Source organism: Streptomyces sp. R-74717 (genome assembly GCF_047305335.1).
GTDB lineage: Bacteria > Actinomycetota > Actinomycetes > Streptomycetales > Streptomycetaceae > Streptomyces > Streptomyces atratus.
The window spans coordinates 7,595,888-7,616,146 of sequence record NZ_CP102361.1 but is presented as its reverse complement, the minus strand read 5'-3'; the positions used below and the strand labels follow the sequence as shown (position 1 = coordinate 7,616,146).

Here is a 20,259-nt window from a genome sequence, read left to right as displayed (position 1 = left end):
CTGCGGGTGGCAGGTCGGTGCCGGTGCGGCCGTCATGCGATGAGCAGGGACAGCCCACCGATGGTGTACGTGATCATCAGGACCAGCAGCGGGAGTTGCCCCGCCACGGCGCGGCCGGGCGGGAAGAGGCGCACGGACCTGTCGTGGGCTGCGATGACGCCGAGTACGTGGCCGAGGACGATCGCGGCGACCTGGAGCGTGGCGACGCCGCCCGGGCCGAGGGGCGGCTCGGGCGGGACGGGATTGTCAGTGCCGGATGCCACCATGACTGTGCGTGGTCCTTCGGTGACGAAGAGCGTGAAGTAGTGGGCGATGAGATAGCCGAGGGCGATCGGGACGAGTGAGTGCGCGAAGACGGTGAGGGGGCGGCGGAGTTGACCGGAGATCAGCCGGGTGGCGCCGGCGCAGAGGGCATAGAGGGTGGCGACGAGGGCGACGGCGCCCAGGAGCCCGAGCGTGGCCGCGGCGGTGCGGCCCAGGGGTGAGGTCTGGACGGTGACGATCCAGGAGGGGGCGTCGGAGAAGCCGTCGTAGGCGGTGGAGCCGAGCATGACGCAGACGGTGGCGACGAGTCCGGGGGTCTGCGGGGTGGCGTCGAGGCCGTTGAAAGGGGAGCGGAGTACGAGGCGGCGGTCGGCGGGTCGACGGCCGAGCGGGGAGAGCCGGGCGAGCAGCCCCGAGTAGACCTCGAAGGCGTCCGCGTGGTCGAACCATCCGGCGCCGTGGCGGGCGGCGCCTGCGAGGTGGACGGCGGCGTAGAGGGAGAGGAAGAGGAGGAGGGCGGTGGTCGATGCGGGGTCGGGGGCGACGAGTTCGAGCCAGGTGAAGGCCAGGAGCCCGACCGCGGCGGGCCGGAGACCGAGGCGTACGGGAAGGGGGCGGCCTGCGGCGGGATCACGGCCGAGCACGCGGCAGCCGAGGAGGTGGACGGTACGGAGTGGGTTGAGCAGTCGCCAGACGGGGCCGAGGAGGAGTGAGGCGGGGACGAGCCCGACCCAGAGGAGTACATAGACGGCGCCGGGGGCCGGGTTGCGGTCCGGGTCGTCCGGACCGAGGAGGAGGTGGAGCGTGACGAACAGGGCGGCGGCCAGCCCGAGTACGCGCACGGCGATACGGGTGGGGCGTGCGTCGGCGAGGCGCTGGACGGCGGCCGGGAGCGGGCGGCCCGCCCGGTCGCCGCGGAATCGGGAGGAGGACCAGAGCAGGCCGAGCGCGAGAAAGGAGACGAAGAGCGCGGCGAAGGCCCCGGCGAAGGCGTAGAAGGGGGACAGCGGAAGGTCGTGCTGGGCGCCGATGCCATGGGCGAGGACGCTCACCGTACGACGAGCTGGGTCAGGAGCAGGTCGGACTCATGTGTCTCGACTTCGAAGAGCCCGGTGCGGTCGGCGGTGAACGTGAGGGTGACGGTCTTTCCTGCGGGCAGCCGGGCCTCCTTGTCGTAGCCGTGGACGTGGAGGGTGTCGGCTTGGTCGCTGCGGACCCGGAGTTCGATGATCCGGCCCTTCTTGATCTCGGTGCGGCCGGGGGCGGGGCTGACCTTGCCGTGGGAGACGACGATCTCGAGTGCCGTGTCGGGCCGGGGCGTTTCCGGTTGGTGCGGCGCGGGGGCGGTGGGCTGTGCGGAGGCAGTGGTGAGGGAGGTGGTGGCCTGGATCGGGGTGGAGTTCACGGCCCAGGCGGTGTGGTCGTCGGCGTAGAGGCGGGCGGTGAGGCCGGTGCCGCCGCCGGAGCTGCGGACGAGGGAGTCGGGGAGGTGGTACCAGGAGCCGTAGACCCGGGCGAGGGGGTGGCCGTCGAGGAAGAGGCGGGCGTGGCCGCGCCCGAGGAGAGCGGCACCGCCCACGCTGTCCGGGGTGAACCGGAAGTTCCGCACGGAGAGACGGACGTTCCAGCCGTCCTCGGAGTCCCGCCGGACGGCGACCGTCACCTGAGGAGCGCCCTTGGCGTCGACCTGGCGCAGCCGGTGGCCGGAGCCGTCGTCGGCGGCGAGGAGCCGGCCGACGCTGCCCCCGGCCTGCTCATGGCTGGTGCCGGGTTTGTGGTGGGTGGTGGCCCGCCCCCCACAGGCGCTCGCACCGAACACGAGGGCGCCTGCGGTGAGCACGGTGACGGCTGCGACGCCCGGCCGGGCGGACCACCGTCGCCTGCGGAAATTCTTCACGATGCGTCTCCTTCCGGGGCGGGGGCCGGGGCGGCAGCTTCTGGGGCGGGGGCCGGGGCGGCAGGCGCGTGCACGCCCGCGTCCGGAGCAGGGCCCTCCCCCGACGTTCCCTGCTCGCCCGGAACTCCCCGTTCGCCGTGTCGGGCGGCGGCCACGACGGCCCACACCACCCAGATCACCCCGAGCAGTCCACGGACCCAGGCCGGGCTGAGCGGAATCCACGGGATCATGAACACGGCCTTGTCGACGGCGTCGAGCAGGGTGAGCGCACCCAGGACCACCGTGGTCCAGCCCAGCCAGGGCCGTTCGCCCCGCAGCACCAGCCCGATCCCGGTCCACCACACCCCGGTCAGCAACAGTGCCAGCGCGGGCACATGGGTGGAGGCCAACCCCGTCGTCGATCCGGCCACATCCAGCCCGAGGCCTATCGCGCCGAGCACCGTGACCGCGGTGGCGAGCCCGCTGCCGCGCAGTCTGCGCCACCACAGCACCCCGCCGACCAGCGCGAGCACCACCGCGATCGCCAGCGTCACCTGTACCTCGATGCGCTCGATGCCACGTGCTCCGTACCAGTCGCAGCCGGCCGGCAGCCGTCGTGCCTGCACGTTGTAGTCGGAGCAGACCAGCAGTTGGGCAAGTTTGACCGGTTCGCCGACGAGCCGGTCGGTGCGTCCCGACACGGCGCCGCGCTCCGAGCCGCAGGTGGGCAGGGTGCGCGGGGAGGACGGCCCGGTGTCCGACTGCCAGCAGTTGCCGTCGCCCTGGCCGTCCCAGAACACGTCGGTGCGGTTGGGCCGGGAGTTGCCCGCCTTGTCCGTGCCGAGGTGGTTGCCCGCGTACCGGTTGTGGTGGGAGGTGTCGGTCTGCTTGGACAGCGCGCTCTCACCACGGATGAAGGCGGGGACCGCGGTCAGGAAGAAGGCGGCGCGCTGGTGCCCGTAGATCCAGTTGTTCTCGTACAGGTTCCAGTTGCCGCCGGCGGTGATGATGCCGGAGCCCGGCGGCATGGAGATCTGCGGGCAGACGACCCCGTCCTCGTAGCCGCGGTCCACGGGCGGCTTGGCGCAGGTCCCGTCGGCGACATACGGGTAGTAGTCGGCGTTGTTGTCGTGGATCAGATTACGTTCGAAGCGGGCGTGGTTCTGCGGCAGTCCTGGGTGACCGGGGAAGGCGCTGTCCATCGAGGCGCCGCCCATGTTGTGGTCGAACTCGTTGTCGTGGACGTAGACGGAGTCGCCCGCGGTGCCGGAGTAGCCGACCATGTTGTGGTGGCTGCGGCAGCCGGTGATCTCGATCGAGTAACGCGGGACCTTGTAGCCGTACCCGTCGTTGATGTCGGACGCGCTGCCGGGGTAGATGCCGGAGTCGCCGTTTCCGTACGACTCGCAGTTCTTGTACAGCCCGTGGTCGCTCGCGAAGGTCAGAAAGCCGTACTCGTCGTTCCACCGGGTGAGGACGGAGTCGATGACGAATCCGTCCTGCGCGAGGACGTACAGGGAGTTGAACGTGGTGCGCTGGGCGGTGAAGTTCTTGAAGTAGATGCCGTCGGAGCCGTCCGCGCGGATCGCGTTGAGCTTCTGGTACTTGGCGTCGATGACGACGTCCGCGCGTTCGGCGCCCGTCCCCTCGATCTGGAGGTTCTTCTTGCCGAGGATCGCCACCAGGTTCTGGTTGTGCGGGCACTGCGTCTGCTGCGCGTAGGACAGGATCTGGTAGCCGAGCTTGGAGTTGGGCGCCTTCAGGCGAGTGCACTCCCCCACCGGTTTGGGCAGTGAGGGCTCCTCCTCGTACAGGCCGGGCAGGATCGCGATGTTCATGCCGGGCCTGCCGACCGCGTCGACGGCCTGCTGCAGATGGCGGTAGCCGGACTTCAGGCACCGGTCGAACAGCCGCAGGTTCCGGGCCCGCAGCCCGTCGGGGAAGCCGGATATGCGGCGCTCGAAGTCCGCCCGGTCGCTCTTGCAGACCAGCAGATCCGGTTCGCCTGTGCGGTACACGGGGACGCTGCCGGTTCCGTCGGGCAGGGTGACCGGACGTTCCTCGTGCGCCTGGGCGGCCGGAGCCGCGAGGAGGGCGGCGGCGAGCGCCGCCAGGACCACCAGAAGTCTTCGTGTCCACGACATGTGCGGGAGAGTAGAGCATTGTTCAACTTTTGGAACCCCCTGCGCACCACGAATGCCGTTGACTCGCCCCGATCCGATTCCTACGGTTGTCCATAGGATTCCTTCGGCACCGGGAGCGCACATGAGCGGCATCGAGCAGGCGAGGAAGACCGCGGAAGGGCTTGAGCATTCCGCCGGTTTCGGCAATCAACACAGCTCGGAGGCAGTGCCGGGAGCGCTGCCGCACGGCCGCAACTCGCCTCAGCGCGCGCCCCTCGGGCTCTACGCGGAGCAACTGAGCGGCTCGGCCTTCACCGAACCGCGGGTGCACAACCGCCGTTCCTGGCTCTACCGGATCCGCCCGTCGGCCGCTCATCCCCCGTTCGTCCGTATCGGCAACGGCACAGTGCACACGGCCCCGTTCACCGAATCCGTGCCCGACCCCAACCGGCTGCGCTGGGATCCACTCCCCGAGCCCGCGGCCGGGACGGACTTCCTGGCCGGTCTGTGGACCCTCGGCGGCAACGGCGACGCGACGCAGCGCACCGGCATGGCCGTGCACCTCTACCACGCCGACTCGTCCATGACCGACCGGGTGTTCAGCGACTCGGACGGCGAACTGCTGATCGTCCCGGAGCGGGGCGGCCTGCTGCTCCGTACCGAACTGGGCCTGCTGCGCGCCGAACCGGGGCACATCGCACTGATCCCGCGCGGTATCCGTTTTCGCGTGGAGCTGCTGGATGCCACCGCCCGCGGCTATGTCTGCGAGAACTACGGTCAGCCGTTCGCCCTTCCCGACCTCGGCCCGATCGGCGCCAACGGCCTGGCGAACGCCCGGGACTTCCTCGCCCCCGTCGCCGCGTACGAGGACGACGACCGCCCGGTGGAGGTGGTCAACAAGTTCTGCGGGAACCTCTGGTCCGCGACCTATGACCACTCGCCGCTCGATGCGGTCGCCTGGCACGGCAACCACACTCCGTACGTCTACGACCTGCACCGTTTCAATGTCATCGGCTCGATCAGCTACGACCACCCCGACCCGTCGATCTTCACGGTGCTGACCTCTGCGTCCGACACGCCCGGTCTGGCCGGCGTCGACTTCGTCGTCTTCGCGCCGCGCTGGCTGGTCGGCGAGGACACCTTCCGGCCGCCGTACTTCCACCGCAATGTGATGAGCGAGTACATGGGCCTGATCGAGGGCGCGTACGACGCGAAGACGGCCGGCAAGGGCGGCTTCGTCCCGGGCGGCGGCTCGCTGCACAACATGATGTCGGCGCACGGCCCGGACCGGGAGACCTTCGACCGGGCGAGCGAGGCGGAGCTGAAGCCGCAGAAGATCGACGACGGTCTCGCCTTCATGTTCGAGACCCGCTGGCCGGTGACGGCGACCGGGCAGGCGGCGACCGCCGACCATCTTCAGCGTGGCTACGACGACGTGTGGCAGGGTCTGAGCCGCAACTTCAGGCCGTAGGCAACGACGCCGCTTCTCGGCCCCCGCGTCGTCGCGTCCGCTGTGTCGCAGTACGGAGAGACCAGGTGACCCAGGTGCCTCAGATGCCCAAGATGCCCCAGGGGCATGCATTCGCCCCCGATTCGCTGGTCCTGAACCGCAAACTGCCGCTGTGGTACCAGGTCTCGCAGTCGTTGCGCGCCTCGATACTGGGCCGCACCAAGGACGCATCGGCGCGGCTGCCGACCGAGGAACAGCTCGCCGCGCACTACGGCGTCAGCGTCCTGACGATGCGCCAGGCACTCAAGGAACTGGAGACGGAAGGGCTGATCAGCAGGCACCGGCGGCGCGGCACGTTCATCGAGCCGCGCGCCCGCCGGGTGTCACCGGTCCGGCTGCTGGGCTCGATCGATGCGATCGTGGCCCAGCAGTCGGGCGAGCGGACCGTGGTCCTCGGCCATGGTCCGGTCGCCGTGCCGGGAGACCTCACCGAGTACTTCTGCGACTGTGCGGAGGTCGTCAGCTACCGCCGGCTGCGCCGCGACGGGGAGAGCGACGAGCCCACCAACTGGGCGGAGAACGCGGTGCATCCCGAGGTCGCGGCCCGGCTCGATGTGGCCGATCTCGAACGCTGGCCGATGACCAAGGTGCTGCGCGACCGGGTCGGTGTCCGGATCGCACGCATCACCGACACGGTCGAGGCGCGCCTCGCCGACCCGGCCACCGCCGGACTCCTCCAAGTGCCGCTGCTGAGCCCGATCCTGTTCTACACGGGCGTGACGTACGACGAGAGCGGCCGGGTGGTGGATGTGGCGCAGATCCGCTACCGGGGCGACCGGTTCTCCTTCTCGGTGACGGTGGAGGCGCACTGACGGCCCGCCCTCCGACGCCGTTACGATGCCGGAGGCGGCGTGGCGACGGGGAGGACGACACGGTGGCAGCACGGGCGGCGGCCGGAGCCGGCGGGGACGACGACATCCCGCTGCTCGACGACCTCATGCCATGGTCCGTACGGCCCCTGCGGACCGGGCGCCCCTGGGTGACCGCCCCGGATGCCGGTTCGCTCAAGGCCCGTTGGGAGCGGCTGGTCCGGGCGGAAGGCGCCGAACGCGAACGGCTGTTCCGGCCCACCCGTTCCCGTACCCCGCAGACCCCGGTGGCGGCACTTCCCGGACAGGCCACCTCCACCGGCCGGTTCGCCCGCGAGACCGGACCGTGCCCCGAGCCGGTACGGATCCTGCACGGCCCGTTCGACGAACAGTGGCTGCTCCCGGATCACCGGCTGATCGATGCCGCCCGCCCCGAGCTGTGGCGGGTCGCCGACGGGCACCAGCTCTTCGTCGTCGAGCACGGTTGCGTACCGCAGGACACCGGTGCCGCCCTCTCCGTGACGGCGCTGTTGCCGGACGGTCACTCCCCGGCCGGCCGGCCGGGCCGCATCCGGCCGCTGTACCGGCGCCCCGGCGGTCTCGAACCCAATCTGGCCCCCGGACTGCTCGCGCTGCTGCGGGCCCGCCACGGGGATGCGGTCACCGATCGGTCCGTGCTGGCGTGGACACTCGCGGCGGCCCGCCCTTCCCCGGCCGGGTGCGTGGTGCCGCTGCCCGCCGACACGGAGCGCTGGTCGGCGGGGGTGTCACTGGGGCAGGAGTTGCTGCGGTTGCAGCTGCGCGGCGCCCGGGGTGGGGAGCGCCCGCGGCTGCCCGGTGGGCGGCGCCCGTATGTGCGGGCCGCGGTTCCGCCCGTACCGACCGCCTTGGAGTACGACCCCGACGACGAGACGCTGACGCTGGACACGGGCCGTATCTCGCCCGTGCCGGCCGGGGCGTGGGAGTTCCGGGTGGGCGGGGTCCGGATGCTGGAGCTGTGGTTCGAGCGCCGTACGGCGGCGGCCGGAGCGCAGGACATGGACGGCCTGGAAGCGGTCAGGCCACGGGCCTGGCCCCAGGAGTGGACCTCGGAGTTGCTGGAACTGATCACCGTGCTCGCCCTGCTCGACGGACTCCGGCCACGGCAGGCGGGCCTGGCCGGCGGCCCACAGATCAGGGGCGACGACCTCCGCGCGGCGGGCGTCCTGCCGGTCCCGGCCACGGCCCGGCGGCCCGCATCGGTGCTCGACCATCAGGAGGAGGGCCCGGACGGGCAGTTCGCGCTGCTGTGACCGGGCGCCGTGGGCCCATTCGCTACCGGTCGAAGGAGTCCAGCACCCGGCGCAGCGCCCGGTCGAAGACCCCGTCCAGATCGATCGGCCCGGGGTCCTCGGCGAATCCCGCAGCCATCCGCGGATACTTCCCGGTCGCGATCCGGCTGATCAGATAGTCGGTGCGCGCGGCGTGCTCCTGCTCCTCGGACCAGGGCAGCGACCGGCTGCGCTCCGCCGTGGCGATCTCGTTGGCCACATAGGTGGTGACCACACCGTTGACCATGGCGATGAGTTCCATCTTCTCGCCGAACCGCGCGTCCACGCCGTCCAGGCAGCTGAGCGAGTACTCCAGATACCGCAGGGAGTTCGGGCTGAAGCCGTACACGGGTGACATGAGCCGGGGCATCCAGGTGTGGCGGTGCATCATCTCGCGGGCCTGATGGGCCAGTGCGATGAGATCGGCGCGCCAGTCGCCGGACGGTTCCGGGTACTCGTAATCGGCGCTGACCGCGTCGAGCATCAGCTCGTACAGGTCCTCCTTGCGCGGCACGTAGTTGTAGAGCGACATCGTGCCGCAGCCGAGCTCCGCCGCGACCTTCCGCATGGACACCGCGTCGAAACCCTCCGCATCGGCGATACGGACGGCGGCTGCCGCGATGTCGGCGCGGCTGAAAGCGGGCCTGGGGCCGCGGCCCGCACGCTCGGGGCGCGCCCAGATCACTTCGGGTACAGCGGGTCGCCCCACCATTGATCATCACCTCTCCCACCATCGTAGTTACGTACACCGTACGTAGTGCGGTACGGTAGGCCGCATGACAACTACGTACACTGTACTTAGTGAAGGTCTGGAGAAGCACTACGGCGACGTCCATGCGCTGCGGGGACTCGATCTCGCGGTCGCCGAAGGCACCGTCTGCGGAGTACTGGGGCCGAACGGCGCGGGCAAGACCACCGCCGTCCGGGTCCTCACCACGTTGACGGCCCCGGACGGCGGAAGCGCCCGGGTGGCGGGCCACGATGTGGTGCGCGAGGCGGGCGCGGTGCGCGCGGCGATCGGCGTCACCGGGCAGAACGCCTCGGTCGACGGCGAGCTGTCCGGCCGGCAGAATCTGCGGCTCTTCGCCAAGCTGCTCCGGTTCCGCGGCGAGGCCGCGCGCGCCCGCGCCGACGAACTCCTGGAACGCTTCGAGCTGATGGAGGCCGCCGACCGCCCGGCCCGCACCTACTCGGGCGGCATGCGCCGCCGCCTCGACCTCGCCGCCAGTCTGCTGACCCGCCCGCGGGTGCTCTTCCTCGACGAGCCGACCACCGGACTCGACCCGCACAGCCGCAACCAGATCTGGGCGGCGGTACGGGAACTGGCCGGCCGGGGCACGACCGTCCTGCTCACCACGCAGTATCTGGAGGAGGCCGATCAGCTGGCCGACGACATCGTGCTGATCGACCATGGCCGAGCCGCCCATCGCGGCACTCCCACCGAGCTGAAGGCCCGCATCGGCAGCTACGCCGAAGTGGTCGTCTCCCATGAATCGGCGCTGGTCCCGGCGGCAGGCGTCCTCGATCAGCTCACCGGCACCGAACCGGTACTCGACCACGAGCGCCGCACCGTGGGCGCCGTCGCGACCGACACCACGCTCACCCTCCCCCGCATCGTCCGCGAACTCGACACAGCGGGAGTACCGGTGATCGACGCGAGCCTGCGCCCGCCGACGCTCGACGAGGTCTTCCTCCGCCTGACCGACCGCGGCGACGGCCGCACCTCCCCGCCCCTGAAGGAGACGGCAGCATGAGCAGCACCGCACTGGCCCACGAGCAGACCGTCACGCCCGCCACAAGCGCCCCGATCGCCGATGCCCTGGCCATGCTGGGCCGCCATCTGCAGCGGATCAAAGCCGCGCCGGGCGTAATGATCCTGACCCAGACCATGCCGATCACGATGCTGCTGTTCTTCGGGTACGTGTTCGGCAGCGCCCTGGCCATGCCCGGCCAGGAGTACCGCGCGTTCCTGGTGCCGGGCCTGCTGGCGGCGACGGCGGCCAACGGCATCATGATCGGGATGTTCCATGCCTCGCAGGACTGCCACCGCGGGGTGATGGACCGGCTCCGTACGCTGCCGATGAGCCGGGCCGCCGTACCGTTCGGCCAGACCGCCGCCGATCTGCTGACCACGGTAATCGGCATGATTCCGCTGATCCTGGTCGGACTCGCGGTCGGCTGGCGGATCGAGGGCGGTCCGCTCGCCGCCCTGGGCGCCTTCGGACTGCTGCTGCTCCTCCGGTTCGCCACGTCCTGGCTGGGCTGCTGGCTGGGCCTGCTGATCCGCAACGAGGAGATCGCCGGTCAGCTGGGCAGCGCCACCTTCATCCTGCCGCTGTTGTCGAGTGCGTACATCCCGACCGACAATCTGCCGCACTGGCTGCGGACGATCGCGGAGTGGAACCCGATCAGCGCCATGGCCTCGGCCACCCGCGAACTGTTCGGCAACGCGTCCCCGGCCGCCGACGCGGCCTGGCCGGTCGCCCACCCGGTGGCCGGAACGCTCGCCTGGTCGGTGGTGCTCCTCGCGGTGTTCGTGCCACTGTCCGTACGGCGTTACGCGCGCGGCGGCGAGTGACCGCCACCGCGCGCCGCGCTCACCCGGGTAGCGTGGCGGGCCGGTCCAGGGTGCCGAGCAGGCTGATGAAGCTGGATTCCAGGAACGCGCGGAGCTCCGTCAGCGCGTCCGGATCGTCCAGCGGCCAGTTGGTCACGGCCTCCTCGGCGAACGCCATCCACGCCCGCGTGGCGATGGAGAGCCTGGGCGAGTCGGGCATCCCGAGCCGCCGCTGCCCCTCCTCCACCCGCCGGGCGAGGGTGCCCCTGGTCCCCTCCACAATGTCCTCCACCGCCGGGTGACTGCCGGCGGCACCGCGGACCAGGGCGAGATAGACCTTGCGGTGCTCCAGTACATACGTCACGAAACCGGTGATGAACGACCGCAGCCAGGGGACGGGCTCCAGCGAAGAGTCCGGCTCCGTGGCTGCGGCGAAGTTGTCGCACTCCTGCCGCACCACGACGCGGTAGAAGTCGCGCTTGGAGTCGAAGTAGTGGAACAGCAGCCCCCGCGAGATCCCGGCCCGGCGCGCCACCTCGTCGGTGGAGAGCTCGTCCAGTGACCGGTCGGCGAGCATGTCCAGCCCGATGGCAACCAGCTGGGCCCTTCGTTCGTCGGGACTGAGGCGCGCGGCTCGCTTTTCGGGCATGCGGACAGTCTAGAAGTACTTCGGAGCCGAATTATTTCGGCACCCGTTCCGCATCCCCGTTCCGGTCCGCGTACTGGGCCAGATGGTCCAGCATCGGCGGAATCACCGCGTCGGGCCCCTCGTCCGGCAGCCAGTGACCGGCCCCCTCGATCACCTCGAAGCGGTACGGTCCGTCCACCCGCTCCCCGGCCGACTCGGCCGCTTCGCGCCCGCGCTCATGCCGGTCGCGCAGGTCACACATGCACGCCGCCGGGGCCGATGGCCGTCGCGCCGACGCCCGGCGAACACACCGAAGCGCTGCTGCGAGCCCTGGGGATGGCGGGTGAGCAGACAGCAGCGCAGCGCCGGGACGGTGTGATCGCCTGCGCGGCCCCGAGCGGGGGGCCTGGGCGATGGACCCTGGCCGGGGAGCCCGGGCGGTGGACCGAAGCGCGGTCGCGACGGGCCGTCGAGTCAGTGGCGGCTGCCGAAGAGCGAGCGCCGCAGTCGCCGCAGCGGCGCGAAGAGCGAGACCCGCGCACTCTTGCTCCGGTGACTGTGGGCGGCATCGCGCGAGGTGAGCTCACGCATCAGCAGCGTCGCCTCCGCGGCCTCCCGCTGCGGGACGGCAGGGCCGCCGAGCACCGCGAGATGGCGGTCGAGGCGCGAACTCGTCGCACTGCTCCCGCATGTGATGGCAGGCACACGCGGCCTGCTGCGCACCGTTATCTGTTCCATGTCACTCCCCACCCGTACGAGGGCACCCGGCCCGGGCAGGTTAACCCTATCCCCCCGCGACGACACCCGTGTATCCCGGTCACAGGATTGAGCACACACATACGGAGGCTGACGACCAACCTCTGAATACGCCCGATTCCAGGGCGAGTTGGACAGAACGGAAGCGGTTCGGCCGCGATGAATCGACGGGGTGCCGGACGGAGACCCCCGCGGACGGGGTCTCCTACCCGTCAGACGGCTGAACGGGCCCGGCACATGTACTGGGTGGGGAGTCAGGCGGCCGAGTTGAGGCCGGGCAGGTAGCCGCCCGACTGTCCGGCTGCGGTGGGGTGGTACGACTCACCGATGTTGAGCCAGTTGAGGCTGTGCAGCCAGGCGCTTGCGGAGCAGATCTCGTGGCCGGTGAAGTTCCCCGTGACATCGGCGAAGGTGAAGCCGTGGTCGGCGGCGCGCTTGGCGGTCGCCGCGTTGAGGTAGTCGGCGGCACCGTTGATCGCGGTGCGCACCTTGTCGCTCAGGCCGACGACACAGCTGCCACCGATCTTGTAGAAGCGCGGGTAGCCGAGGACGACGACATGAGCGGACGGCGCCTTGGTCCGGATCGCCGAGTACACCGAGTCGAGATTGCCGGGCAGGGTGGTGTCGACATAGCTGCGGGCCGTGGCGATCCGGCTGAGACAGGTGGCCTCCGACTGGAGGACACAGGTGGTCATGACGTCGGAGAAACCCGCGTCATTGCCGCCGATGGAGATCGAGACGAGGTCGGTCGAGGCGCCGAGGGGGCCGAGCTGGTTGGCCTTGACATCACCCGTACGGGCGCCGGAGCAGGCGGTGAAGCCGAAGGACGAGGGCGAGTTGGCGGCGGCCCAGAGTGCGGGGTAGGCCTTGGTGCTGCGCTTGCAGTCACCGCTGGCACTGTCGTAACTGCCGGAACCGACACCCGAGGAGTACGAGTCGCCGAGGGCGACGTAGTCGACGGCCTGAACAGACTGTGCGGCGTTGGCGGTGGCCGCTCCGGTCAGAGCGAGTACGGCACCGAGCAGGAGCGAGGCCGAGAACGCCACGAGTCTGGACATCTTCATGGAACCTCCCTTGGACCGACCGGCAGGATCTCCGCCTGGTCTGCCGTGTCCGTGGTAGCAGTACCCACACCCCCACCGGAAGTGTCCATGCCAAGTTGGCCCGATGAGTTCTCCTGCGCGCCCCCCTGAGGTTGCGTCATGTCCGCGGTCCGCCCGCCGGAAGCGGGGAGGAAGGTGGCGAAACCTGGGTGCGCCGGGTGCCCCCTTGCCGGATCATGGGCGCCATGTCTGCCAACCCTGAGTCCGCTCTGCCGATCCGGCTCACCGTCGACGACAGCGATTCCCCGTCCGACGTCGTCGACGCGCTGTTTCTCGGCCGCTTCGCGACGGGCGAGCAGCCGTACTCGCACAGCTCCTCCCTCGACCGCGTCAAGGCCGGGGCCACCTTGCTGCCCCCGGCCGCCAAGGTGCTGCGCGCCGCCCGCGACGACGACCGCAGCGCCACGCTCGCCGAGGGCGACGGCTGGACGCTGCTCATCTCGCGCTGGAACCGCGGCGCCGATGTCACGGTCACCGCGACCAGCCCGGAGCTGGCGCAGAGAATCCTCGGCCAGGCGACGGACGGCGCCCAGGACGAACCGGAACCGCAGCCCGAGAATGTGACGATGGGCTTCTGGTACGTGTCCCCGCGCCGCGGCCCGTACCGCACCACCCGGCAGATCGCCGCCGGTACGTGGGACGAGGTCCGCAACAACTACACGGCACCGGTGGCCGATGCCATGGACCGGCTGATGAAGGTCACGCCCGACGACATCGCCGGCCGGCTGCTCCTGCTGCACGGCCCGCCCGGCACCGGCAAGACGTCCGCACTGCGCACGCTCGCGCGCTCGTGGCGGGACTGGTGCCAGGTCGACTGCGTGCTCGATCCGGAGCGGCTCTTCAACGATGTCGGCTATCTGATGGACATCGCGATCGGTGAGGACGACGGCACGGCGAAGGGCCGCTGGCGGCTGCTGCTCCTGGAGGACTGCGACGAGTTGATCCGCGGCGAGGCGAAGCACACGGCGGGCCAGGCACTGTCCCGGCTGCTGAACCTCACCGACGGGCTGCTGGGCCAGGGCCGCAATGTGCTGGTGGGCGTCACCACCAACGAGGACCTGGAGCGGCTCCACCCGGCCGTGGTCAGGCCCGGCCGCTGCCTCGCCAGGATCGAAGTGGGCTCACTGACCCGCAAGGAGGCGGCGGCCTGGCTGGGTACGGAGGAAGGGCTGGGCCGCGAGGGCGCCACGCTCGCCGAGCTGTACGCGCTGCGGCGCGGCAGCGGTCCCGCGTCGGTGCCGAAACAGGATTCCGGTGCGGACGCGGGCCTGTACCTATGAGCCCGGCAGGACCAAGCCTGTCCGGCGCTCGAGAACGCCCTTCGAGCCTGTCCGGCGCTTGAAGGGCAGGGTCCGGCGGCCCGGACGGCGCCGGACCCTGCCCCGCCCCGGCTCCCGACTCATCGCGCCGCGTACGCCGCCCGTACCGCGTCCTCGGCCAGGGACAGCGCCTCGGCCCGGGACAGGCCCAGTCGCCGGGCCTGCTCCGCGTATTCCTGCGCCGCAGCCGCCGCATGCCGGTCCGCCGCATCACCGGCAGCGGCGATGAACGTGCCATTGCGGCCGCGGGTCTCGATCACCCCGTCGGCCTCCAGCGCCCGGTACGCCTTGGCGACGGTGTTCGCGGCGAGGCCGAGCTCCTCGGCGAAGCCGCGTACGGTCGGAAGTCTGAAACCGACGGGCAGCGCGCCGGAGCGGGCCAGTTCGGAGATCTGTGTGCGCAGTTGCTCGTACGGGGCGGTACCGGAATCCGGATCAAGGGCGATCTTCAGGGTCACGCGCTGATTGTCCCCCACCGCCGGAAAATCAGCGGCGCCCGTGCGGGAGCACGCGTAGCGTCCGGCCCATGACTGTCCTCGTTCGCGACTTCCTGCCCGCCGACGCAGAGGCCTGGGTGCAGGTCCGGCGCGCCGCACTGCCCTACATGGTGACGACTCCCGAGCAGGTCGCCTTCGATCTGGCCTCCGCCCATCCCGACAAGCACTACCGGCTGCTGGTCGCCGAGGAGGACGGTGAGCTCATCGGGACCGCACAGGTCGGTCTCGTCCACGACAGCCCCGAACCCGGCCAGGCGTTCTGTAATCCGTACACACATCCGGACCGCACCGGGCACGGGGCAGGTGGGTTGCTGCTGAGCACGGCCGAGGAGTACCTCGCCCGGGAGGGCGCGCTCGCGCTCTACACCTGGGTGCTCGACACCCCGTCGAACCGCGCGTTCGCCGAGAAGCGCGGCTATGCGCCGAGCCGCTCGGCTCATTTCCTCCACCTCGATCTGGCGGGCGGCTCGCTGCCGCCCCGTCAGAAGCTTCCGGCGGACGTCGAGCTGCGTACCGCCGCGGACTTCGCGGACGATCCGCGCCCGCTCTTCGAGGCGGACGCCGAGACCACGGCCGACGAGCCGAGCGACACCCCGGCCGAACTGTCCGACTACGAGGACTGGCTGAATCGGACCTGGCGCCACCCCGGGCTCGACCACGAGTTGACTTCGGTCGTGGTGGTCGACGGGAAGGTGGTGGCGTTCAGCGCGGCGCAGACCGACGGCCTGACCCGCTACATGTCGGGAATGACCGGCACCCGCCGGGCGTACCGCAACCGGGGCCTGGCCAGGCTCGCGAAGAACGACTCGCTGCACCGGGCGCGCGCCGCCGGTTACACCGACGCGTACACCGGCAATGACGCGGACAACGGTCCGATGCTGGCGGTCAATCGATGGTTCGGCTACGAGATCTGTGCCACGGAGGTGCGGTATGTCCGCAAGCTCGGCTGAGACCGCGCTGGTCGTCGCCCTGGTGAAGGCCGGGCGGACCAAGATCCGCTACCCGGCGGATGTGATCCGCGACGACGGCACCCGGGTGACGGTGCGTGCGCCCTGGGCGGCGCCGGGGGTCCGTGACTTCGGCTTCGTACGGTTCGAGCCGGGCGATGTGTTCACCGAGCACTACTGGCGCGACCGCTGGTTCGCCGTGAAGGAGGTCCGTACCGGCGCGGGCGAACTCAAGGGCTGGTACTGCGACATCACCCGTCCCGCCGCGCTGCGGGACACGGAGCTTCTGGTCGAGGACCTGGATCTCGATCTGTGGGTGTCGGCGGACGGCTCGTCCGTACTCCGGCTGGACGAGGACGAGTTCGAGGAGAGCGGTCTCGCCGAACGCGATCCGGCGGCGGCCGATGCGGCCCGCCGGGCGCTGGACGAGCTGGAACACCTGGCCCGCGCGGAGGGCCTCGCGAAGCTGCTGGCCTGACCGGCGGAGGTACTCGTTCCGGGCTCCGGGCGGACCGCCGTACGGTCCACCCGGAGCCCCGTCCAGCGCGTCCGTCAGCCGTCGGCGCGATGGCCGCAGCGAATCAGGGGGTTCGGCATGCTGAACGGGACGTCCCCGAAGGAGGCCTCGACCTCCTTCATCGAGGAGGGCAGGTCGAAGGGCAGCACCCCCTCCGCCTCGGAGCGCCCGAACACGACGTCCAGCACCAGATCGTCGTACGCCCCGAAGCTGCCGGTCAGCAGGGCGGCGCCGGCCGAGAGTCCGGTGAGGACGGCGGGGCGGTCGAGGAAGACGTCGACGGCGGTGGGAACCGCCGCGCACAGCATCTCCAGCCGCTGGAGTTCCTCCGGCGGGAACTCCAGCGAGCCGGAGTGGAAGTGCCGCTCCAGCGGTGACTCCCGCTGCTCAAAGGGGGCCTGGAGCCGTACGACGGCGAGATCGGCCTCTTCCGGGCGGTCGACGACCCTGCCGTAACGGGCCGCCACGGCCGGGTCCACGTTCTCCACGTACACGGCGGGCGACGCCGGAATCCGGTTCAGCGTGTCCCGGCGGGGGGTGAGCCGGACCAGCGAGCGGCGCTGCACCCGCCGGCCCAGCTCGCGTGTCGCGGGGCTTCCGACGAGCGCCTCGGCGGCCTCGGGGTCCACATAGGGGTCCTCGAAGAGACCGAGACGGAACTTGTCCCGCAGGACGCGGCGGGCGGAGGCGTCGATACGGTCCTCGGTCACCGATCCGCCCAGGACCGCCTCGACCAGCAGGCCGGGCCGGGTCTCGCCGCCGAGCTGGTCGACTCCGGCGTCCAGCAGTGTCAGCAGCTGTTCGGTCAGGGAGAGGTGCTCCACTCCCCAGTTGCGCGGGGGCAGTTCCCCCAGCCCCGGGAGCTCCATGCCGGTGAGGACATTGAAGTCGCTGCACACGACACCGTCGAAGCCGAGGCGTTCGCGCAGCAGCCCGGTGATCGCCTCCCGGCTGAAGCTCGCGCCGACCTCCGGCAGTCCGCTGCCACTGGGTATCGAGTAGCAGGTCATCATCTGTGCGGTGCCGGCGTCGAGGGCCGCCTCGAAGGGCCGCAGGTGGTAGTCGAGGTTGCCGCCCGGGAACGCCTGCCACTTGCCGTGGGCGAAGTGCGAGTCCTCCCCGCCCGCCTGCGGGCCGTGCCCGGGGAAGTGTTTGGTCATGCAGGCGACCCCGGAGTCGAGTGAGTCGCCCTGCATACCGCGGACATAGGCGGTCAGCATCCGTCCGGCGCGGGCCGCGTCCTCGCCGAAGGTGCCGCTGATCCGGGCCCAGCGCGGTTCCGTGGCCAGATCGGCCATCGGGTGCAGGGCCAGCCGGATCCCGACGGCCCGCAGTTCACGGGCGACGGCTCGGGCGAACTCCTCGACCAGGGCGGGGTCGTCCGTCGCGGCGAGCCCGATCGGCTCGGGGCCCGGACTGAACCCGCCGCCGGTGTGGGCGGTGGCCGGGTTGGACACTACGCCGTGCCGGGGGTCGGAGGAGAGGGTGACGGGTATCCCGAGCCGGGTGGCCGCGGCGAGGTCCTGGACGTGGTTGTTCCAGCGGGCCATCTCCCCCGGTGAAGGCACCTGCATCATCGCGAAGTGGTTGATGTGGCGTTCGCCGATCAGCTCCGCACCGGAGCGGTACGGTCCGTGGTCGCCGGCGAGCATGCGCCCGTGGCACAGGAGACCGGCCTTCTCCTCCAGGGTCATCCGGGCCAGCAGATCGCCGACCCGTTCCTCCACCGGCAGCCTCGGGTCCTCGTACGGTTCCATGGTGCCGTTGTGGTTGAGGTCGCGGAACAGCGTTCCGTCGTGGTGGCGCGCGAGTCCGGGCATGAAGGGGTCTCCTGTCGGGCAGGGGCGGTCAGTCACGGACGAGCCTCGGGTGCCGGATCAGCGGGGTCAGTGCGGTGGCGAGCAGTGCGGCGACGGCACCACCGAGGAAGAGCGCGAAGTAGTTCTTGTCCGACGAGCCGCCGACCGGGTCGCTGCCCAGGGCGAGGAGCACGGGGGCGAGCACCGGGGCCAGGACCTGGGGCATCGCCTTGGCGATGTTGAACACCCCGAGGTAGCGGGCTGAGTCGCCGCCGTCCGGCATCACCCGTAGGACCAGGGCGAGGTCGACGGCGTAGAAGGCGCCCAGTCCGACCGCGGCCACGGCGGTGGCGAGATAGACGGGCCACACGGACGCGGAGAACATCTTGATCAACATGGCCGCGGTCATCAGCGTCCCGGAGGCGACGACCAGCACCCGATAGGCGCCCGTACGCGAGGCGACCTTGCCGAAGAAGGTGGCGGCGAGCACGTTTCCGGCCAGCGAGACCAGTCCGGTGGCCGACACCAGGGCGGCGGCCTGAGAGACGGACATGTCCAGCCGGGCCATCAGGAAGTACAGCCCGTAGGCGCCGATCAGCGCGTTGGCGAACTGGAGGAGGAAGCGCTGGCACCACACCACGGTGAAGGCGGGAGAGGTACGCGGGTCGAACAGCAGGCTGCCGAGAACGCTGCGCAGGTTCACCGCCTTCACGCCGCGGCCCGCGCCGCCGGGGATCGCGGGCTCGCGCAGCAGGTACCAGGCGAGTACGGCACCGAGGGCGCCGACCGTCGACGGGATCACGAACAGGGCGGTGGTGCTGCCGGGAATCAGTCCGACGAGGACGAGTCCGGGCACGACCCCGGCGAATCCTGCGGCGCCGAAGAGACCGGACATGGTGGCCTGTTGCCGGGGCGGCACCCGGTCCGCGATCACGGCGGACAGCGCGGCGAGCGCGGCGTTGTAGGCGGCCTGGGCGAGGAGCCAGCCGAGGACGAGCTGGGTGGTCGAGTGGGCGGTGGCCATCACGGCGGCGGCGGGCAGTCCCACCACGAGACCTCCGGCGATCCAGGGCCTGCGTCGGCCGAAGCGGCCCGTAGTGCGGTCCGAGAGGTGCCCGAAGACCGGGTTGAGCAGCAGGGCGGCGACGGAGCCCACCGCCATGACGGTGGCGAGTACCTGTTCCTTGCGGTCGGGAGCGATCTCCTGGACCTTGAGGCTGAGTGTGGCCACGAGGGGCGTCGCGAGCGCGAAGGTGATCAGCAGTTCGGTGGTGACCAGAGCGACGAGAAGACGACGGGGCGCGGTGGGCCGGATGTCCGCCGCGGGCGTACCCGTCGCGGGAGCCTTGGGCAGGGTTTCGGTCATGGTGTGTGTCCCTGGGGGCTGTTGCTCGATGGCGGGGCGTCAGAGCCCGGAAGGGGCGGCGGGGACGGGGGCGGGCACGGACTCCCGGGCGGGGGCGGCCTTGGCCCGGAACGAGGCGATCACCGCGGCGTCGACACCGCAGCCGTGCAGGAACTGTTCGGTGCCGCCGTGGCGGGTGCGGATGCCGTCCATGAAGGCGCGGATCGCCTCGGCGGGCGCCTCCAGCAGAGCGGGCGGGATCTGCCGGTCGCCGTGGGCCGTGTTGAGCGCGCCCAGGCCCGCGCTGGTGGCCAGGGCGGCGAAGACCCGGGGCAGGGCGTCGGCCGTACGCGCATAGTCGTCGGCGATCTCGTCCGCCGGGACGCCGGCCAGATCGAGCAGCAGGGCAATCAGCAGGCCGGTGCGGTCCTTGCCCGCTGAGCAGTGCACCAGGGTCGCGCCGGGGGCCGCGGCTGCCGTGACCGCGTCCGCGATCGCCCGGGGCGTGTCCTCGGCCAGGGTGAGGTAGAAGCGGCCGAGGTCGTCGGCGGTCCGCAGCGAGCGGGGATCGACCGCCGCCACTTCGGCGGTGGCGTCCAGCGGAGCCCACAGGACCCGGATGCCCGCCTCCTCGGCCGCGGCCCAGTCCGCGTCCGACCGCTCGGATTCGCCGCGCAGGTCCACGATCGTGCGGATGTCCCGTGCGCGCAGTTCCCGGACGGTGTCCTGATCTGCGGCGGGGAACGGCCGGGCGGAGCGGAAGAGGGCCCCGGGACATATCCGGTTACGGTGGGAATCGGCCGTCAGGGCGGGGTCGCGGAAGTTCAGCAGGGGCACGGGGACCTCACGGGTGATGCGGGGGTGGGTGGTGGTCTGGCGCGTCTCCGCCGTCGCCCGCG

General features: G+C 71.0%; 20 protein-coding genes. 8 read left to right on the top strand and 12 right to left on the bottom strand.

Features of this window, described 5'->3' with window-relative positions:
* Window positions 1-32: 32 nt before the first annotated feature.
* From NRF20_RS34905 to NRF20_RS34895, 3 genes are read right to left on the bottom strand one after another with little or no spacing between them, the layout of a single operon-like run.
* The gene (locus NRF20_RS34905; RefSeq protein WP_398629156.1) at window positions 33-1,316 is read right to left on the bottom strand and encodes a hypothetical protein; all 1,284 of its coding nucleotides are present in this window, start codon (window positions 1,314-1,316) and stop codon (window positions 33-35) included.
* Complete coding sequence (locus tag NRF20_RS34900; protein WP_398629157.1) at window positions 1,313-2,161, bottom strand: hypothetical protein; 849 nt, start codon at window positions 2,159-2,161, stop codon at window positions 1,313-1,315. Before NRF20_RS34900 ends, NRF20_RS34905 begins: the two co-directional genes overlap by 4 nt.
* A complete protein-coding gene (locus NRF20_RS34895) occupies window positions 2,158-4,284 on the bottom strand; it encodes a right-handed parallel beta-helix repeat-containing protein (protein WP_398629158.1) in 2,127 nt (708 codons plus the stop codon). The genes NRF20_RS34900 and NRF20_RS34895 overlap by 4 nt, the downstream gene beginning before the upstream one ends.
* A gap of 121 nt (window positions 4,285-4,405) precedes the next feature.
* On the opposite strand from NRF20_RS34895, the gene hmgA reads away from it, so the two are divergent.
* The 3 genes from hmgA to NRF20_RS34880 all read left to right on the top strand — a co-directional run bounded on the left by hmgA (window position 4,406) and on the right by NRF20_RS34880 (window position 7,874).
* Window positions 4,406-5,734 carry a homogentisate 1,2-dioxygenase gene (gene hmgA / locus NRF20_RS34890; protein WP_413753899.1) on the top strand — a complete coding sequence of 443 codons (1,329 nt, stop codon included), beginning with the start codon at window positions 4,406-4,408 and terminating at the stop codon, window positions 5,732-5,734.
* Window positions 5,735-5,817: 83 nt separating this feature from the next.
* Window positions 5,818-6,585: a GntR family transcriptional regulator gene (locus tag NRF20_RS34885; RefSeq protein ID WP_413753898.1), complete on the top strand. Its 768-nt coding sequence runs from the start codon at window positions 5,818-5,820 to the stop codon at window positions 6,583-6,585.
* Window positions 6,586-6,647: 62 nt separating this feature from the next.
* Window positions 6,648-7,874 (top strand): type ISP restriction/modification enzyme, encoded by a 1,227-nt coding sequence (locus tag NRF20_RS34880; RefSeq protein WP_413753897.1) that lies wholly within the window; start codon window positions 6,648-6,650, stop codon window positions 7,872-7,874.
* 22 nt (window positions 7,875-7,896) lie between these two features.
* Here the strand turns inward: NRF20_RS34880 and NRF20_RS34875 are convergent, their stop codons facing one another.
* A complete protein-coding gene (locus NRF20_RS34875) occupies window positions 7,897-8,604 on the bottom strand; it encodes a TetR/AcrR family transcriptional regulator (RefSeq protein ID WP_398629162.1) in 708 nt (235 codons plus the stop codon).
* A 64-nt stretch (window positions 8,605-8,668) separates the two neighbouring features.
* On the opposite strand from NRF20_RS34875, the gene NRF20_RS34870 reads away from it, so the two are divergent.
* Together NRF20_RS34870 and NRF20_RS34865 are read left to right on the top strand one after the other, a co-directional pair.
* Window positions 8,669-9,646 (top strand): ATP-binding cassette domain-containing protein, encoded by a 978-nt coding sequence (locus tag NRF20_RS34870; RefSeq protein ID WP_398629163.1) that lies wholly within the window; start codon window positions 8,669-8,671, stop codon window positions 9,644-9,646.
* Between the two features lie 71 nt (window positions 9,647-9,717).
* Window positions 9,718-10,470 carry an ABC transporter permease gene (locus NRF20_RS34865; protein WP_413754639.1) on the top strand — a complete coding sequence of 251 codons (753 nt, stop codon included), beginning with the start codon at window positions 9,718-9,720 and terminating at the stop codon, window positions 10,468-10,470.
* Between the two features lie 19 nt (window positions 10,471-10,489).
* Here the strand turns inward: NRF20_RS34865 and NRF20_RS34860 are convergent, their stop codons facing one another.
* The 4 genes from NRF20_RS34860 to NRF20_RS34845 form a co-directional block, all read right to left on the bottom strand.
* Complete coding sequence (locus NRF20_RS34860; RefSeq protein WP_398629164.1) at window positions 10,490-11,098, bottom strand: TetR/AcrR family transcriptional regulator; 609 nt, start codon at window positions 11,096-11,098, stop codon at window positions 10,490-10,492.
* 31 nt (window positions 11,099-11,129) lie between these two features.
* The gene (locus tag NRF20_RS34855) at window positions 11,130-11,339 is read right to left on the bottom strand and encodes a hypothetical protein (RefSeq protein ID WP_413753896.1); all 210 of its coding nucleotides are present in this window, start codon (window positions 11,337-11,339) and stop codon (window positions 11,130-11,132) included.
* Window positions 11,340-11,551: 212 nt separating this feature from the next.
* Window positions 11,552-11,815, bottom strand: coding sequence for a hypothetical protein (locus tag NRF20_RS34850; protein ID WP_266362702.1), 264 nt, complete (start codon window positions 11,813-11,815; stop codon window positions 11,552-11,554).
* Between the two features lie 272 nt (window positions 11,816-12,087).
* Entirely contained in the window at window positions 12,088-12,897 is an 810-nt protein-coding gene (locus NRF20_RS34845) for an SGNH/GDSL hydrolase family protein (RefSeq protein ID WP_398629166.1), read from the bottom strand.
* A gap of 224 nt (window positions 12,898-13,121) precedes the next feature.
* Here NRF20_RS34845 and NRF20_RS34840 point away from each other — a divergent pair, with 224 nt between their 5' ends.
* Window positions 13,122-14,216, top strand: a complete 1,095-nt coding sequence (locus NRF20_RS34840; RefSeq protein WP_382216538.1) for a DUF5925 domain-containing protein — start codon at window positions 13,122-13,124, stop codon at window positions 14,214-14,216.
* A gap of 119 nt (window positions 14,217-14,335) precedes the next feature.
* Here NRF20_RS34840 and NRF20_RS34835 read toward each other — a convergent pair whose 3' ends face one another.
* A complete protein-coding gene (locus NRF20_RS34835; RefSeq protein ID WP_266362696.1) occupies window positions 14,336-14,713 on the bottom strand; it encodes a GntR family transcriptional regulator in 378 nt (125 codons plus the stop codon).
* Window positions 14,714-14,781: 68 nt separating this feature from the next.
* Between NRF20_RS34835 and NRF20_RS34830 the strand changes: the two genes are divergently transcribed.
* Entirely contained in the window at window positions 14,782-15,702 is a 921-nt protein-coding gene (locus NRF20_RS34830; protein WP_413753895.1) for a GNAT family N-acetyltransferase, read from the top strand.
* Entirely contained in the window at window positions 15,683-16,177 is a 495-nt protein-coding gene (locus NRF20_RS34825) for a DUF402 domain-containing protein (RefSeq protein WP_398629168.1), read from the top strand. The genes NRF20_RS34830 and NRF20_RS34825 overlap by 20 nt, the downstream gene beginning before the upstream one ends.
* A gap of 74 nt (window positions 16,178-16,251) precedes the next feature.
* Here NRF20_RS34825 and NRF20_RS34820 read toward each other — a convergent pair whose 3' ends face one another.
* The 3 genes from NRF20_RS34820 to NRF20_RS34810 are packed head-to-tail and all read right to left on the bottom strand — an operon-like array spanning window position 16,252 to window position 20,197.
* On the bottom strand, window positions 16,252-18,036 hold the full coding sequence (locus NRF20_RS34820) for a glycoside hydrolase family 3 protein (protein ID WP_398629169.1): 1,785 nt from the start codon (window positions 18,034-18,036) through the stop codon (window positions 16,252-16,254).
* 28 nt (window positions 18,037-18,064) lie between these two features.
* Window positions 18,065-19,381, bottom strand: a complete 1,317-nt coding sequence (locus tag NRF20_RS34815) for an MFS transporter (RefSeq protein ID WP_398629170.1) — start codon at window positions 19,379-19,381, stop codon at window positions 18,065-18,067.
* Window positions 19,382-19,420: 39 nt separating this feature from the next.
* Complete coding sequence (locus NRF20_RS34810) at window positions 19,421-20,197, bottom strand: tyrosine-protein phosphatase (protein ID WP_413753894.1); 777 nt, start codon at window positions 20,195-20,197, stop codon at window positions 19,421-19,423.
* Window positions 20,198-20,259: the final 62 nt, after the last annotated feature.

Coding starts and splice junctions, on each gene's coding strand:
- NRF20_RS34895 (WP_398629158.1), bottom strand. CDS start 4,284: ATGTCGTGGACACGAAGACTTCTGGTGGTCCTGGCGGCGCTCGCCGCC.
- hmgA (WP_413753899.1), top strand. CDS start 4,406: ATGAGCGGCATCGAGCAGGCGAGGAAGACCGCGGAAGGGCTTGAGCAT.
- NRF20_RS34885 (WP_413753898.1), top strand. CDS start 5,818: ATGCCCAAGATGCCCCAGGGGCATGCATTCGCCCCCGATTCGCTGGTC.
- NRF20_RS34875 (WP_398629162.1), bottom strand. CDS start 8,604: ATGGTGGGGCGACCCGCTGTACCCGAAGTGATCTGGGCGCGCCCCGAG.
- NRF20_RS34870 (WP_398629163.1), top strand. CDS start 8,669: ATGACAACTACGTACACTGTACTTAGTGAAGGTCTGGAGAAGCACTAC.
- NRF20_RS34865 (WP_413754639.1), top strand. CDS start 9,718: ATGCTGGGCCGCCATCTGCAGCGGATCAAAGCCGCGCCGGGCGTAATG.
- NRF20_RS34860 (WP_398629164.1), bottom strand. CDS start 11,098: ATGCCCGAAAAGCGAGCCGCGCGCCTCAGTCCCGACGAACGAAGGGCC.
- NRF20_RS34855 (WP_413753896.1), bottom strand. CDS start 11,339: ATGTGTGACCTGCGCGACCGGCATGAGCGCGGGCGCGAAGCGGCCGAG.
- NRF20_RS34850 (WP_266362702.1), bottom strand. CDS start 11,815: ATGGAACAGATAACGGTGCGCAGCAGGCCGCGTGTGCCTGCCATCACA.
- NRF20_RS34845 (WP_398629166.1), bottom strand. CDS start 12,897: ATGAAGATGTCCAGACTCGTGGCGTTCTCGGCCTCGCTCCTGCTCGGT.
- NRF20_RS34840 (WP_382216538.1), top strand. CDS start 13,122: ATGTCTGCCAACCCTGAGTCCGCTCTGCCGATCCGGCTCACCGTCGAC.
- NRF20_RS34830 (WP_413753895.1), top strand. CDS start 14,782: ATGACTGTCCTCGTTCGCGACTTCCTGCCCGCCGACGCAGAGGCCTGG.
- NRF20_RS34825 (WP_398629168.1), top strand. CDS start 15,683: ATGTCCGCAAGCTCGGCTGAGACCGCGCTGGTCGTCGCCCTGGTGAAG.
- NRF20_RS34820 (WP_398629169.1), bottom strand. CDS start 18,036: ATGCCCGGACTCGCGCGCCACCACGACGGAACGCTGTTCCGCGACCTC.
- NRF20_RS34815 (WP_398629170.1), bottom strand. CDS start 19,381: ATGACCGAAACCCTGCCCAAGGCTCCCGCGACGGGTACGCCCGCGGCG.